This window comes from Streptomyces sp. NPDC104202 (genome assembly GCF_055584185.1).
The window spans coordinates 41,779-55,630 of record NZ_JBVJMN010000058.1 but is presented as its reverse complement, the minus strand read 5'-3'; the positions used below and the strand labels follow the sequence as shown (position 1 = coordinate 55,630).

The 13,852-nt window shown below is 74.9% G+C and carries 13 protein-coding genes and 1 rRNA gene; 11 read left to right on the top strand and 3 right to left on the bottom strand.

Annotated features, from left to right (window positions below):
• From rrf to ACZ60W_RS29580, 3 genes are all read left to right on the top strand, one after another.
• A 5S ribosomal RNA gene (gene rrf / locus ACZ60W_RS29590) occupies positions 1–94 on the top strand; the annotation flags it as partial.
• A 202-nt stretch (positions 95–296) separates the two neighbouring features.
• Positions 297–1,469 (top strand): hypothetical protein, encoded by a 1,173-nt coding sequence (locus tag ACZ60W_RS29585; protein ID WP_469758453.1) that lies wholly within the window; start codon positions 297–299, stop codon positions 1,467–1,469.
• Positions 1,409–2,245, top strand: coding sequence for a tetratricopeptide repeat protein (locus ACZ60W_RS29580; protein ID WP_469758452.1), 837 nt, complete (start codon positions 1,409–1,411; stop codon positions 2,243–2,245). The genes ACZ60W_RS29585 and ACZ60W_RS29580 overlap by 61 nt, the downstream gene beginning before the upstream one ends.
• Before the next feature lie 68 nt (positions 2,246–2,313).
• Here ACZ60W_RS29580 and ACZ60W_RS29575 read toward each other — a convergent pair whose 3' ends face one another.
• Positions 2,314–3,609: a DUF1015 domain-containing protein gene (locus ACZ60W_RS29575; protein ID WP_469758449.1), complete on the bottom strand. Its 1,296-nt coding sequence runs from the start codon at positions 3,607–3,609 to the stop codon at positions 2,314–2,316.
• Positions 3,610–3,690: 81 nt separating this feature from the next.
• Here ACZ60W_RS29575 and ACZ60W_RS29570 point away from each other — a divergent pair, with 81 nt between their 5' ends.
• Together ACZ60W_RS29570 and ACZ60W_RS29565 are read left to right on the top strand one after the other, a co-directional pair.
• Entirely contained in the window at positions 3,691–4,776 is a 1,086-nt protein-coding gene (locus tag ACZ60W_RS29570) for an HAD hydrolase-like protein (protein ID WP_469758448.1), read from the top strand.
• A gap of 143 nt (positions 4,777–4,919) precedes the next feature.
• Positions 4,920–5,786: an ABC transporter ATP-binding protein gene (locus tag ACZ60W_RS29565; protein WP_469758447.1), complete on the top strand. Its 867-nt coding sequence runs from the start codon at positions 4,920–4,922 to the stop codon at positions 5,784–5,786.
• Here ACZ60W_RS29565 and ACZ60W_RS29560 read toward each other — a convergent pair.
• A complete protein-coding gene (locus ACZ60W_RS29560; protein ID WP_469758446.1) occupies positions 5,775–6,122 on the bottom strand; it encodes an SCP2 sterol-binding domain-containing protein in 348 nt (115 codons plus the stop codon). The two genes, ACZ60W_RS29565 and ACZ60W_RS29560, sit on opposite strands and share 12 nt — an antisense overlap.
• Before the next feature lie 42 nt (positions 6,123–6,164).
• Here ACZ60W_RS29560 and ACZ60W_RS29555 point away from each other — a divergent pair, with 42 nt between their 5' ends.
• The 6 genes from ACZ60W_RS29555 to ACZ60W_RS29530 all read left to right on the top strand — a co-directional run bounded on the left by ACZ60W_RS29555 (position 6,165) and on the right by ACZ60W_RS29530 (position 12,022).
• Positions 6,165–6,425, top strand: coding sequence for a hypothetical protein (locus ACZ60W_RS29555; RefSeq protein ID WP_469758445.1), 261 nt, complete (start codon positions 6,165–6,167; stop codon positions 6,423–6,425).
• A 7-nt stretch (positions 6,426–6,432) separates the two neighbouring features.
• Complete coding sequence (locus ACZ60W_RS29550; RefSeq protein WP_469758444.1) at positions 6,433–7,248, top strand: TlyA family RNA methyltransferase; 816 nt, start codon at positions 6,433–6,435, stop codon at positions 7,246–7,248.
• A complete protein-coding gene (locus tag ACZ60W_RS29545) occupies positions 7,245–8,168 on the top strand; it encodes an NAD kinase (RefSeq protein ID WP_469758443.1) in 924 nt (307 codons plus the stop codon). The genes ACZ60W_RS29550 and ACZ60W_RS29545 overlap by 4 nt, the downstream gene beginning before the upstream one ends.
• Before the next feature lie 89 nt (positions 8,169–8,257).
• Positions 8,258–10,000: a DNA repair protein RecN gene (gene recN, locus ACZ60W_RS29540; protein WP_469758442.1), complete on the top strand. Its 1,743-nt coding sequence runs from the start codon at positions 8,258–8,260 to the stop codon at positions 9,998–10,000.
• Positions 9,997–10,830, top strand: a complete 834-nt coding sequence (locus tag ACZ60W_RS29535) for a hypothetical protein (protein ID WP_469758441.1) — start codon at positions 9,997–9,999, stop codon at positions 10,828–10,830. The genes recN and ACZ60W_RS29535 overlap by 4 nt, the downstream gene beginning before the upstream one ends.
• A 112-nt stretch (positions 10,831–10,942) precedes the next feature.
• A complete protein-coding gene (locus tag ACZ60W_RS29530) occupies positions 10,943–12,022 on the top strand; it encodes a glycosyltransferase family 4 protein (protein ID WP_469758440.1) in 1,080 nt (359 codons plus the stop codon).
• Between the two features lie 51 nt (positions 12,023–12,073).
• Here ACZ60W_RS29530 and ACZ60W_RS29525 read toward each other — a convergent pair whose 3' ends face one another.
• Positions 12,074–13,702: a PucR family transcriptional regulator gene (locus tag ACZ60W_RS29525; protein ID WP_469758439.1), complete on the bottom strand. Its 1,629-nt coding sequence runs from the start codon at positions 13,700–13,702 to the stop codon at positions 12,074–12,076.
• Positions 13,703–13,852: the final 150 nt, after the last annotated feature.

The window sequence follows — 13,852 nt, the reverse complement described above, 5'->3', positions numbered from 1 at the left end:
AACGCCCGGTTACATTCCGAACCCGGAAGCTAAGCCTTTCAGCGCCGATGGTACTGCAGGGGGGACCCTGTGGGAGAGTAGGACGCCGCCGAACAATTCTTCAGGACCCCTGGTCCCAGCGTTCACGCTGGGACCAGGGGTCCTTTTGTTTTTTGCTCGACTTTTTTCCGATGCGCGGCCGAGTGCCGGCTGCGCGAGAATGACTGCAGTACCCGAAGACAGAGGAGTCACGACCATGCCCACCAACTCTCCCGACGACCGTCCGGAGCGCGAGCCGCGTCGCAGGGACGGTGCCGGTGGCGACCGGGGCGGCTTCCGCGGGCCGCGCCGGGACGACAACCGTGGTGGGGACAACCGCGGCGGCTACGGACGTCGTGACGACCGTGGCGGCGACAACCGCGGCGGTGGCTACGGGCGCCGCGACGACCGCGGCGGCGACAACCGCGGTGGCGGTTTCCGCCGTGACGACAACCGTGGTGGGGACCGTCCGAGCTTCTCGCGTGACGATAACCGTGGCGGTGGTTTCCGTCGCGACGACCGTGGCGGGGACAACCGCGGCGGTGGCTACGGGCGCCGTGACGACCGTGGTGGCGACAACCGTGGTGGGGACCGTCCGTCGTTCCGTCGCGACGAGCGTCCCTCGTACCAGCGTGATGACCGTCGTGACGACAATCGCGGCGGCTTCCGCCGCGACGACCGTGGCGGCGACAACCGCGGTGGCGGTTTCCGCCGTGACGACAACCGTGGTGGGGACCGTCCGAGCTTCTCGCGTGACGACAACCGCGGTGGTGGCTTCCGCCGTGACGACCGTGGTGGGGACAACCGTGGCGGTGGCTTCCGCCGTGACGACCGTGGTGGGGACAACCGTGGCGGTGGCTTCCGCCGTGACGACCGTGGTGGGGACAACCGCGGTGGTGGCTTCCGTCGCGATGACCGCGGTGGCGACAGCCGTGGTGGGGACCGTCCGTCGTTCCGTCGCGACGAGCGTCCCTCGTACCAGCGTGATGACCGTCGTGACGACAACCGCGGCGGCTTCCGCCGCGACGACCGTGGCGGCGACAACCGCGGCGGTGGCTTCCGTCGCGATGACCGCGGTGGCGACAGCCGTGGTGGGGACCGTCCGTCGTTCCGTCGCGACGAGCGTCCCTCGTACCAGCGTGACGACCGTCGTGACGACAACCGCGGCGGCTTCCGCCGCGACGACCGTGGCGGCGACAACCGCGGCGGCTTCCGCCGTGACGACCGTGGCGGCGACAACCGTGGCGGTGGCTTCCGTCGCGACGAGCGCGGTGGCGACAGTCGTGGTGGGTACCGCGGGCGCGACGACCGGGGTGGTTACGGGCGCCGGGACGACCGGGGCGGCCGGGACTTCGACCGGGAGCGGAGTGACAGGGCGCCGATCAAGCGGCTGCCGATCCCGCCGGAGGTCACGGGCGAGGAGATCGACCCGGACGTGCGGCAGGAGCTGATGAGCCTGCCGAAGGGTCTCGCCGAGGAGGTCTCGCGCAACCTCGTCATGGTGGCGCAGCTCATCGACGAGGACCCGGAGCAGGCGTACGGGTACTCCAGGGTGGCCCTGCGGCTCGCGTCGCGTGTGGCGGCCGTGCGTGAGGCGGCCGGCTTCGCCGCGTACGCGACGCAGAAGTACTCCGAGGCGCTGGCGGAGTTCCGTGCCGCGCGCCGGATGAGCGGCGGCGTGGAGCTGTGGCCCGTCATGGCCGACTGCGAGCGCGGCCTCGGCCGGCCCGAGCGGGCGCTTGCGATGGCCGGCGAGCCCGAGGTGCTGAAGCTGGACAAGGCCGGTCAGGTCGAGATGCGGCTCGTCGCCGCCGGCGCGCGCCGGGACATGGGGCAGCTCGACGCGGCCATCGTGACCCTGCAGAGCCCCGAGCTGGCCTCCCACGCCGTGCACCCGTGGACCGCGCGCCTGCGGTACGCGTACGCCGACGCGCTGCTCGCCGCCGGTCGTGAGGGCGAGGCGCGCGAGTGGTTCGCCAAGGCCCTGGAGGCCGACAAGGACGGCGCCACGGACGCGTCGGACCGTCTGGCCGAGATGGACGGTGTCGAGTTCGTCGACGCCTTCGACGAGTCCGACGACCTCGACGCGTCCGACGAGCCCGTGAAGTCCGTCGACGCCGAGGTCGGTGTCGAGGACGTCGAGCTCGACGAGGACGAGGACGAGGACGACGAGGACGACGAGTCCGACGAGTCCGACGAGGACGAGCGCGCGGCCGACAAGGGCTGATCCGGTCGAACGATGAGAAGGGCGGCACCCCGTGGGGGTGCCGCCCTTCTGCGTTCGCGGGAGCCCGGTCAGTCCAGGGCGAGGCTGCGCAGGACGAGGCCGGTGGCCGGCTTCGGGCCGAAGGAGGTCGACTTGCGGGGCATCGTGACGCCCTGGCGGGCGAGATCGCGGACGACGTCCTCGCGGACGGGGTGCATGAGGACGGCCGTGCCGCCGCGGCGCTCGGCCTGGGCGACGGCCGCCTCGGTGTCGTGGATGTAGGCGATGTCCTCGGGGGCGTCCGGGATGTGCCAGACGTTCTCCAGGAGGGTGGAGTGCAGGACGGTCGCGTCGAGGGTGCGCCAGGCGTCGGGGCGGTCGGTGCGGATCGTCCGGTCCAGGAGGGCCTGGTCGGGCGCGTCGACGAGGTGGAAGGCGCCGTCGCCGGCGAGGAGGAAGGCGTTGCCCTCGGCGGCGGCCGTCGCCAGGGCCTCCAGCGCCACCGGGAGGGGACGCTCGATGCGGCGGACCCGGAAGGAGTCGCCGAGGGCCGCGAGGGCGTCGGCGACGGGCAGGCGGTTCAGGAGGCGGTGGATGGCGCGGACCCGGAGCGGGTAGCGGGCGGTGTCGATGAGGAGGACCAGGCCGTAGTTCCAGGGCCCCGGGGCGGCGTGCTCCTCGCGCAGGCGCAGATAGGTCGCCCAGCGGTGGTGGCCGTCGGCGATGAGCGCCTGGTGGCCGGCGAGGTCTCCGGCGACGGTGGCCAGGTCGGCGGGGTCCGTGACGGACCAGAGGCGGTGGTGGAAGCCGTCCTCGGTGGTCGTGGAGAGCAGTGGCTCGCGCAGGACGGTGCGGGCGATGACCGCGTCGGCCCCGCCCTCGTCCGTGCCGACGTAGGTGAGGAGCAGCGGCTCCAGGTTGGCGGCGGTGGTGCGCATGAGGGCCGCGCGGTCCTCGACGACGTGGGGCATGACGTCCTCGTGGGGGAGGACGACGCCGGCGTCGGGGGTGGAGAGCTCCAGGGCGCCGATGACGCCGCGCTGGAGGATGCCGTCGCCCTGCTGCTCGTACACGTAGAGCGCGGGCTCCGGGTCCGGGGCGAGGACGCCGTCGGCGAGCCAGCGGTCGAGGGTGACGGCGGCCTTGCGGTGGCGGGTGCCGGCGGTGATGGCCTGCGGGAGGATCAGCCGGACGATGTTGTGGGGGTCGGCCGACTCCAGATGGAGCAGACCGTCAGGTCGTACGACGACGTCGTAGGGAGGGGACGTCACGGCGGCGAGGCTGCCGACCCGTTCGGGGACGTACCGGAGTCCCCGGAACGGGGCCAGGCGCAGCCCTGCGGTGTCGTCGCGGACGTCGGTGGCCGCGTGACCTGAGGTGTTCATCTCGTCATCGTATGTGGGCGCCGCCATGAGCGATGATCGGGGGAGCGGGGGAACGGCACCCGGTGAGGCGAGGAGCGAGCGGTGAGTGTGCGGAGCGGCCAGGGACGGCGGGACGGCGGCGGGAATCGTCCGGGCGGCAGCGCGGTGCCGTTGAGCGAGGCGTACGACACGGCCCTCCTCGACCTGGACGGCGTGGTGTACGCGGGCGGTGAGGCCGTGCCGCACGCCGTCGAGGCGCTCGGTGTGGCGCGGACCGGCGGCATGCACCTGGCGTACGTCACGAACAACGCGCTGCGGACACCCGAGGAGGTCGCAGGACACCTCACGGAGCTGGGGGTGCCCGCGGCGCCCGGGGACGTCGTCACCTCGGCGCAGGCGGTCGCCCGGCTGATCGCGGACGACGTGCCGCCGGGGTCCCGGGTCCTCGTCGTCGGCGGGGAGGGGCTGCGGGTGGCGCTGCGCGAGCGCGGCCTGGTGCCGGTGGAGTCGGCGGACGACGAGCCGGTGGCGGTCGTGCAGGGGTACGGCGGTCCCGAGCTGCCGTGGCGGCGGTTCGCCGAGGCGGCCTACGCGGTGCAGCGGGGCGTCCCGTGGTACGCCTCGAACACCGATCTGACGATTCCCGGGGCGCGGGGCATCGGGCCGGGCAACGGCGCGGCGGTGGAGGTCGTGCGGATCGCCGCGGGAGGCCGCGCGGAGCCGAAGGTCGCGGGCAAGCCGCTGCCGCCGATGCACCGGGAGACGGTGCTGCGCACGGGCGCGGAGCGGCCCCTGGTGGTGGGGGACCGGCTGGACACGGACATCGAGGGCGCGTTCAACGGCGGTGTGGACTCGCTGCTCGTCCTGACCGGAGTGACGGACGTGGCGCAGCTGCTGGCGGCGGTGCCGGAGCACCGGCCGACGTACGTGGCGGCGGACCTGCGGGGGCTGCTCGTGGGGCAGCCGGACGTGGTCGCGGACGGGGACGGCGGGTTCGTGTGCGGGGACTGGCGGGCGTCGGTGCGCGCCGGTGAGCTGGTTCTGGAGGGCGGAGCGGCCGGAGTGCCCGCGGGCGAGGCGGACGTGATGGACGGCGTGCGGGCCCTGTGCGGGGCGGCGTGGACGGCGGCGGACGCCGGCGTCGGCGTGCCGGACGCGGGGAAGGCCCTGGCGCTGCTGGGGGTGTGAGGGAGCCGGTGAGGGCGGGGCTCGGGCCCGCCGACCGGTCGGCGGGCCGGACCCTGCCACCGGGCCGACCCGGCCCGGTCCGGAGAAAGTTGGATAGGCTAACCTAACTCTTTCTTGACTTGGCGGACATCAGGAGTACGGGCATGGACGGTCGGCAGGGGCAGCGGCTGAGCGTGGAATCGGTCACCCTCGCGTACGAGCAGCGGGTCATCGCCCGCGATCTGTCCGTCGAGATCCCTGACAACTCCTTCACCGTCATCGTCGGACCGAACGCGTGTGGCAAGTCCACGCTGCTGCGCGCCCTCTCGCGGATGCTGAAGCCCAGTACCGGGCGGGTCCTGCTCGACGGCCAGTCCATCCACGCCCTGCCCGCCAAGAAGGTCGCCAAGACCCTCGGCCTGCTGCCGCAGTCGTCCGTGGCGCCCGACGGCATCACCGTCTCCGACCTGGTGGCGCGCGGCCGCTACCCGCACCAGGGGCTGCTGCGGCAGTGGTCGCCGGAGGACGAGCGGATCACCCGCGAGTCCATGGAGGCGACCGGCGTCGCCGAACTGGCCGACCGGTACGTCGACGAGCTGTCCGGCGGGCAGCGCCAGCGCGTGTGGATCGCGATGGCGCTCGCCCAGCAGACGCCGCTGCTGCTGCTCGACGAGCCGACCACGTACCTCGACATCCAGCACCAGATCGACGTCCTCGACCTCTGCGCCGAGCTGCACGAGACCCAGGGCAGGACGCTCGTCGCCGTCCTGCACGACCTCAACCACGCCGCCAGGTACGCCACCCACCTGATCGCCGTCCGCGGCGGCGAGATCGTCGCCCAGGGCCCGCCGGCCGAGGTCGTCACCGCCGAGCTGGTCGAGCGGGTCTTCGGGCTGCGCTGCCAGGTCATCGACGACCCGGAGACGGGCACGCCGCTGGTCGTCCCAGCCGGGCGGAAGGCCCGCGCCCGGCGGACCGTGGGACCGCAGGCGCAGGAGCCCGCGGCCCAGGAGCCCGCCCTACAGAAGTGAGCGGAGCCGGATCAGGTCGCGGAAGCCCGCCTCCAGCCTGACCCGGCCCGAGGCCCACGCCTTGGCGAAGTTCAGCTCGCCGCCCACCATCGCCACCAGGTCGTCGCCCGCCATCGCGAGCCGGATCTGGGCCTTGGACCGCGGCGGTCCCGCCACCGTGTCCAGGACCTCGATCCGGCCGTCGGCGAGACGGCCCGTGAAGGTCGTGTCGAGGTCCGTGACGTGGCAGCTCAGGGTGCGGTCGAAGGCGGCCGCACCCCGCACGTCGCCGTCGGCCCGCGCCAGATTGTCCGAAAGTCTGTCCAGTGCGCCGCGGCACTCCGTGATCGTCGCCATCGCCGTCGACGGTACCCCAGCCCTTCGCGGTAGCGTCGGGGCATGAGCGAGCAGATGCCGGACCCCGCCGAACAGGAAGCCGGGGAGCCGTACGCCCCCGCCGGGCCCGCCCCGCTCGGAGTCGCCAGGGAGCTCACCGGGCACGGCCCCGTCGACGCGCACCTGGAGCGTCTCGCCGCGGTGGACCACCTCCCGGCGGACGGACACCTGGAGGTGTACGAGGATGTACACCGTGGGCTGCGCGCGGAGCTGACCTCGCTGGACGCGCACCCCACCCCCCGTCCGCACGACAACAGGAGCTGAACCGAACGTGGCAGGAGTGGCACGCCGCCGTCTCGACGCCGAGCTGGTCCGGCGCAAGCTCGCGCGCTCGCGCGAGCACGCCAGCCAGCTGATCGCCGCGGGCCGGGTGACCGTCGGCAAGACCGTCGCCACCAAGCCCGCCACCCAGGTGGAGACCGCCGCGGCCATCGTCGTCGTCCAGGACGACTCCGACCCCGACTACGTCTCGCGCGGCGGCCACAAGCTCGCCGGCGCCTTCGCCGCGTTCGTCCCGCGGGGGCTGCGGATCGAGGGCCGGCGGGCGCTGGACGCCGGAGCCTCCACCGGCGGCTTCACCGACGTCCTGCTGCGCGCGGGCGCCGCCCACGTCGTCGCGGTCGACGTCGGCTACGGGCAGCTCGCCTGGTCGCTGCAGAGCGACGAGCGCGTCACCGTGAAGGACCGCACGAACGTGCGCGAGCTGACGCTCGACGCCATCGACGGCGTCCCGGTCGACCTCGTCGTCGGCGACCTCTCCTTCATCCCGCTCGGCCTCGTCCTGCCCGCCCTCGCGGCCTGCACGGCCCCCGACGCCGACCTCGTCCTGATGGTGAAGCCGCAGTTCGAGGTGGGAAAGGAGCGACTCGGCACCGGCGGGGTCGTCCGGAGCACCGAACTCCGGGCCGACGCCGTGAAGAACGTGGCACGGCGCGCCGCCGAACTCGGCCTCGGCGTCCTGGGCGTCACCGCCAGCCCGCTGCCCGGCCCCTCCGGCAACGTCGAGTACTTTCTGTGGCTGCGGGCAGGCGCGCCCGCGCTGGATCCGGCGGATGTCGACCGCGCCGTGGCGGAGGGACCTCGTTGAGCTCAACGGCAGCAGCACCAGATACCGCACCACGTACCGTCTTCCTGCTCGCGCACACCGGCCGGCCGGCCGCCGTGCGCAGCGCCGAACTGGTCGTCCTGGGGCTGCTGCGCTGCGGCATCGGCGTCCGCGTCCTGGAGGCCGAGGCCTCGGACCTGCCCCTGCCGCCGTCCGTCGAGAAGGTGCCGGAAGCCTGCTCCGACGCGCTCGACGGCTGTGAACTCCTCGTCGTCCTCGGCGGTGACGGCACCCTGCTGCGCGGCGCCGAGTTCTCCCGCGCGTCGGGCGTGCCCATGCTCGGCGTCAACCTGGGGCGGGTCGGCTTCCTCGCGGAGGCCGAGCGCGACGACCTCGACAAGGTCGTGGACCGCGTCGTGACGAAGGCGTACGAGGTCGAGGAGCGGATGACCCTCGACGTCGTCGTCTACGAGAACGGCGACGTCCTGCACCGCGACTGGGCGCTCAACGAGGCGGCCGTCCAGAAGGTCTCCCCGGAACGGATGCTGGAGGTCGTCCTCGCGATCGACGGGCGCCCGGTCACCGGCTTCGGCTGCGACGGGGTGATCTGCGCGACACCGACGGGATCCACCGCGTACGCCTTCTCGGCCGGCGGGCCCGTGGTCTGGCCCGAGGTCGAGGCGCTGCTCATGGTCCCGATCGGGGCCCACGCCCTGTTCGCCAAGCCGCTGATCACCACCCCGCAGTCGGTGCTCGCGGTCGAGGTCGAGCCGCACACGCCCCACGGGGTGCTGTGGTGCGACGGGCGGCGGACCGTGGAACTTCCCGCCGGAGCCCGCGTCGAGGTGCGCCGCGGCGCCGTTCCCGTGCGGCTGGCCCGGCTGCACCACGCCTCCTTCACGGACCGGCTGGTCGCCAAGTTCGCCCTGCCGGTGTCGGGGTGGCGGGGCGCCCCGCACTGATCGCCCGCTCCCTCCGGCCGCCCCGAACGATCGGCGCGCCGGAGGGTTACGCGCGGGGGCGATGTCGCGTCGGACCGGGGAAACCTCGTATGGTCTGGGGCGTGCTGGAGGAGATGCGGATACGGTCGCTCGGGGTCATCGACGACGCGGTGGTCGAGCTGTCGCCCGGCTTCACCGCGGTGACCGGTGAGACCGGTGCGGGCAAGACCATGGTCGTGACCAGCCTGGGGCTGCTGCTCGGTGGGCGTGCGGACCCGGCCCTGGTGAGGATCGGCGCGGCGTCGGCCGTCGTCGAGGGGCGGATCAGCGTGCCCGCGGGCGCGCCCGCCGCCGTACGGGCCGAGGAGGCCGGTGCCGAACTCGACGAGGGCGTGCTGCTGGTCAGCCGTACGGTCTCGGCCGAGGGACGCTCACGGGCCCACCTCGGCGGCCGCTCCGTGCCCGTCGGGCTGCTCGCCGAGCTCGCCGACGAGCTCGTCGCCGTCCACGGCCAGACCGACCAGCAGGGCCTGCTCAAGCCGGCCCGGCAGCGCGGCGCGCTCGACCGGTACGCCGGCGAGGCCGTCTCCGGACCGCTCGGCGCCTACGGCGACGCGTACCGGCGGCTGAGGGCCGTCACCGGAGAGCTGGAGGAGATCACCACCCGGGCCCGGGAACGCGCCCAGGAGGCCGATCTGCTGCGCTTCGGGCTCGGCGAGATCGAGGCCGTCGCCCCGCTGCCCGGCGAGGACGTCGAGCTCGCCGCCGAGGCCGAGCGGCTCGGACACGCCGAGGCCCTCGCCTCCGCCGCGTCCCTCGCGCACGGCGCGCTCGCCGGCAACCCCGAGGACCCCGAGTCCGTCGACGCGACCACCCTGGTCGCCGGCGCCGGCCGGGCCCTGGAGGCCGTACGGTCGCACGACGCGGCCCTCGCGGCGCTCTCCGACCGGATGGGGGAGATCTCCATCCTGCTCGGCGACGTGGCCACCGAACTCGCCGGGTACGCCGACGACCTGGACGCCGACCCGCTGCGGCTCGCGGCCGTCGAGGAGCGGCGCGCGGCGCTCACCCAGCTCACCCGCAAGTACGGCGAGGACATCGCCGCCGTCCTGGCCTGGTCGGAGGAGAGCGCGGCGCGGCTCGGCGAGCTCGACGGCGACGACGACCGCATCGGGGAGCTGACCGCCGAGCGCGACCGGCTGCGCGACGAGCTGTCGGTGCTCGCCCAGCGGCTCACCGACGCCCGCACCGAGGCGGCCGACCGGTTCGCCGACGCCGTCACCGCGGAGCTCGCCTCGCTCGCCATGCCCCACGCGCGCGTGTCCTTCGCCATCGGCCAGACCGAGGACCCGGAGGGCGTCGAGGTCGGCGGACGTCGCGTCGCCTACGGCCCGTCCGGCGCCGACGAGGTCGAGCTGCTGCTCGCCCCGCACCCCGGCGCCCCGCCGCGGCCCATCGCCAAGGGCGCGTCCGGCGGTGAGCTCTCCCGGGTGATGCTCGCCGTCGAGGTCGTCTTCGCCGGGGTCGACCCGGTCCCGACGTACCTCTTCGACGAGGTCGACGCGGGCGTCGGCGGCAAGGCGGCCGTGGAGATCGGCCGCCGCCTCGCGAAGCTCGCCCGGACGGCGCAGGTCGTGGTCGTCACCCACCTGCCGCAGGTCGCCGCCTTCGCCGACCGGCAGCTGCTCGTCGAGAAGACCAACGACGGCTCCGTGACCCGCTCCGGCGTCACCGTCCTGGAGGGCGAGGAGCGGGTGCGCGAGCTGTCCCGGATGCTCGCCGGCCAGGAGGACTCGGAGACGGCCCGGGCGCACGCCGAGGAACTGCTGGCGACGGCCAGGGCGGACGCGTGAACCGGCGCCCGGGGCGGGCCGGCACCTTCGCCGCCGCCCTCGGCGCCACCCGCCTCGCGTACGGCCTGCTGACGCGCCGCACGCCCGGCGGCCCGCACGCCTGGCGGCGCACCAACCACGCGGGCCGGCCGGTCACCCTCCACGCCGGCCCCGCCGCCGCCCTCGGCACCGCCGTCGCCGTCCTGCCGACCGCCCCGGGCGTCGCCCTCGCCGTCGTCGCGGCGGCCGCCTGCGGGCGGTACGACGACCTGCGCGGCGACCGGCGGCGCGGGTTCCGGGCCCACCTGGCGGCGCTCCGCGACGGCGAGGTGACCAGCGGGACCGTCAAGCTCGCCGGGATCGGCGCCGCCTCGCTCGTCGCCGGCGCCCTCCTCAAGGAACGGCCCGCCGACAGGCTCCTCGCCGGCGTCGTCATCGCCGGCACCGCGCACCTGGTCAACCTCGTGGACGTCCGCCCGGGGTACGCGGGCCTCACCGTCCTCGGACTCGGCGCCCCCGGCCTGCTGCGCGGAGCGCCCGCCGCCGCGCCGATGGGGGCCGCGACGGCGCTCCTCGGCGAGGACCTCGGCGAGCGGACCATGCTCGGCGACACCGGAGCGCACGCGCTCGGCGCCGCCGTCGGCGGGGCGATCGCCGCCGGGAACGGGCGGCTCGGGCTCGCCGCGCACGCCGCCGGACTCGTGGCCGCGGCCGTGTGGGCGGAGAGCCGCGACGGCCGACTCCTGCCGCGGGAGCGCCCTCCGGCGGAACGCGGCCCCTCGTGGGACGCGGGACGAGCGCCGTCGCGCGACGGGGGCGCGGACGGCACCTCCGCACGCTCACCCATGTGAGTGAATCCGCGGGAGGGTCCGTACGCCGGACGCGTTCCGCACACGGGAACGACGCCACTTCGCTGCCGGAACGTGCGTACGGTCGGGGGCACGGACTGGCATCCTTGGGCGCGTGACACAGCTCCGTACGGTCCAGGTGGTGGGCGGCGGCAGCGCGGGCAGCAGCGCTCACGTCCGATCACTCGCCTCGGGGCTGGTGGCGAGGGGCGTGCGCGTGACCGTGTGCGCCCCGGCCGAACTCGACCGCGTCTACGACTACATCGGCGCCGGCGCGCACTTCGTGCCCCTGCCGCGCTTCGGCGACCCCGCCGCCGTCACCGCCGTCCGCAACGCCGCCATCGGCGCCGACATCGTCCACGCGCACGGCCTCCAGGCCTCCGTACGGGCCGCCCTCGCCCTCACCGGAGACGGCAGGGCGCCCCTGGTCACCACCTGGCACAGCCGCAGCCACCTCGACGGTGCGCGCGGCGGCGTCCAGCGGCTCCTGGAGCGCAGGACCGTCCGCGCCGCCACCGTCGTCCTCGCCACCTCCTCCGAACTCGTCGACCGGGCCCGCCGGTGCGGAGCCCGGGACGCCCGGCTCGCCCCCGTCACCGTGCCCGCCGCCCGCGGACCCGTCTGCCTCCACGACGGCAAGGCCCGCGCCGAACTCGGCGCCGTCGACCGCCCGCTCCTCATGGCCGTCGGCGCGCTCGAACGCGGCCGCGGCTACCGCACCCTCCTCGACGCCGCGCGCGTCTGGCGCGACCTCGACCCGCAGCCGCTCCTCGTCATCGCCGGGGAAGGCCGCGAACGCGCCGTCCTCCAGCGGCGCATCGCCGACGAGGACCTCCCCGTTCGGCTCATCGGCCGGCGCGAGGACGTCGCCGAGCTGCTCGCCGCCGCCGACATCGCCGTCCTCCCCTCCCGCTGGGAGGCCCGCTCCCTCCTCGCCCAGGAAGCCCTCCGCCTCGGCGTCCCCCTCGTCGCCACCGCCGTCGGCGGCGTCCCCGAACTCGTCGGCGACGCCGCCGAACTCGTCCCCTACGGCGACTCCACCGCCCTCGCCCACACCGTGCGCCTCCTCCTCGACGACGTCGAACGCCGCATGGACCTCGGCGCGGCGGGGCGCGTCCAGGCGGGGACGTGGCCCACGGAGGACGACACCGTGGCGCACGTCCTGAGCGTGTACGACGAGCTGGCGGGGCGGTAGGGACTTCGGGGGGCACGACGAGGTGGGCCCGGCCCGGTCGACGGGGGTGGGTCAGGGGGTGTGGCGGCGGGCCCGGAGGGCGAGGGAGAGGGCGAGGACGGTCTGGGGGTCGTCGAGGTCCGTCCCGAGGAGTTCGGAGATGCGGGCGAGACGGTTGTAGAGCGTCTGGCGGTTCAGGTGGAGCTCGCGGGCGGTCTCCGCCTTGCGGCCCGCGTGGGCGAGGTAGGTCTCCAGGGTGGGGAGGAGCGGCGGCCGGGAGGTGCGGTCGTGGTCGCGGAGGGGCCCGATGGCGCGGTCGACGAAGGCGGGGAGCACGGTGTCGCCGTGGAAGTGGAGGCGCCACAGGAGGAGGTCGATGTCGAGACGCCGCGCGTCGTACCAGGGGAGATCCGAGAGGCCCTGGGCGGCGGTGGCCGTCTCGGCGGCGTGGCGGAGGCCCGCCGAGGCCGCGGCCCAGCTGCCGGCGACGCCGACGACCACGACCGGCGGGTGGACCCCGGCGCGTTCGAGGCCGGCGCGTTCGACTCCCGCGCGCAGCGCCGCGGCGACGCGGTCGGCGACGGCGGTGCGTTCCGTCTCGGAGCGCAGGCCGAGGAGGAGGGGGACGCGGCCCTCCACGGGGCGGACGCCGAGGAGGACGGGGACGCCGACGGAGGAGAGCTCCTCGAGGACGGCCCGGGCGAGGAGGGCCCAGTTGCCGGACGGGGAGAGCTCGGAGGCGAGGCGCATGACGACCGGCAGGAGCGGCCCGTCGCCGGGCCTGAAGCCGAGGACGCGGGCCTGGGCGGGCGCGGCCTCGGCGGTGATCCGGCCCTCCGCGAGGTCGGTGAGGAAGTCGCCGCGGCCGCGGGCGGCCAGTTCCTCCTCCTGGCGGGCCTGCATGAGGACGACCGCGAGGAGGCCGGCGGCCCGTTCGGCGGCCATCCGGTGGACGGGGGAGAGGGCGCCGGACACCGCCAGGAGGACGAGGCGGGCGCGTACCGACGCCGAGCCGGGGCCGCCGCCGGGCACGTCGACGAGGACCGTGCCGGTGGGCGGGCCGGACTCGCGCGCCGCCCGCTGGCCGCGGAGGCCGTCCCAGACCTGGAGCGGGTCGGCGGGGGCGGACTCGGCGCCCGCCGCGTACAGCAGCTGGCCGTCGGCGGTCTCCAGGAAGACGGGGTTGGCGGCGAAGTCGGAGAGGATGCGGAGGACCTGCGGGACCCCGCCGCCGCCGAGCAGGGCCTCCGTGCACTGACGGTGGACCTCCTCGGCCTGGCGCAGGAGCGCGTAGTGGCCGTTGACGATCTCGGTGTGGATCTCCTCCGTGACGGCGACGAAGGGCACCTCGCGGTGCAGCTGGACGAGGGGGAGCCCGGCGGTCCTGGCGGTCTCCACTATCGTCGCGGGCAGCCGGGCGAAGCGCGGGCCGAGCTCCACCACGAGGGCCGCGATGCCCCGGTCGGCCAGCCGCCGCACGAAGGCCCGCTGCTCGGCGGGCCGGGTGCCGAGCCCGAGGCCGGTGGTGAGCAGCAGCTCCCCGCCCTTGAGCAGCGACGCGATGTTCGGCACCTCGCCCGCGTGCACCCAGCGCACGGTGCGGTGCAGCCGGTCGGCGCCCGCGACGACCTCCGGGAGCCCGCCGCGCAGTCCCGGGAGTTCGAGCGCCCGCTGCACGGTGATCCCGCCCTGATTGTCCATGGGCCGGGACGCTACCCGCGTCCGTGTTCCGGCGACATCACCCCACGGTCACGGCACCGGACACTTCGTACAAGGGGGCGACAACTCGTCGTGCGGTGAAGGGAATTGCGCGACCCCATGTCGATTGTGGCCTGTGTCACACGCGAGGAT

Bases quoted from the DNA above. Each gene is read 5' to 3' on its own strand.
- ACZ60W_RS29575 (WP_469758449.1), bottom strand. From the start codon at position 3,609: ATGAACACCTCAGGTCACGCGGCCACCGACGTCCGCGACGACACCGCA.
- ACZ60W_RS29565 (WP_469758447.1), top strand. From the start codon at position 4,920: ATGGACGGTCGGCAGGGGCAGCGGCTGAGCGTGGAATCGGTCACCCTC.
- ACZ60W_RS29560 (WP_469758446.1), bottom strand. From the start codon at position 6,122: ATGGCGACGATCACGGAGTGCCGCGGCGCACTGGACAGACTTTCGGAC.
- ACZ60W_RS29555 (WP_469758445.1), top strand. From the start codon at position 6,165: ATGAGCGAGCAGATGCCGGACCCCGCCGAACAGGAAGCCGGGGAGCCG.
- recN (WP_469758442.1), top strand. From the start codon at position 8,258: ATGGTCTGGGGCGTGCTGGAGGAGATGCGGATACGGTCGCTCGGGGTC.
- ACZ60W_RS29525 (WP_469758439.1), bottom strand. From the start codon at position 13,702: ATGGACAATCAGGGCGGGATCACCGTGCAGCGGGCGCTCGAACTCCCG.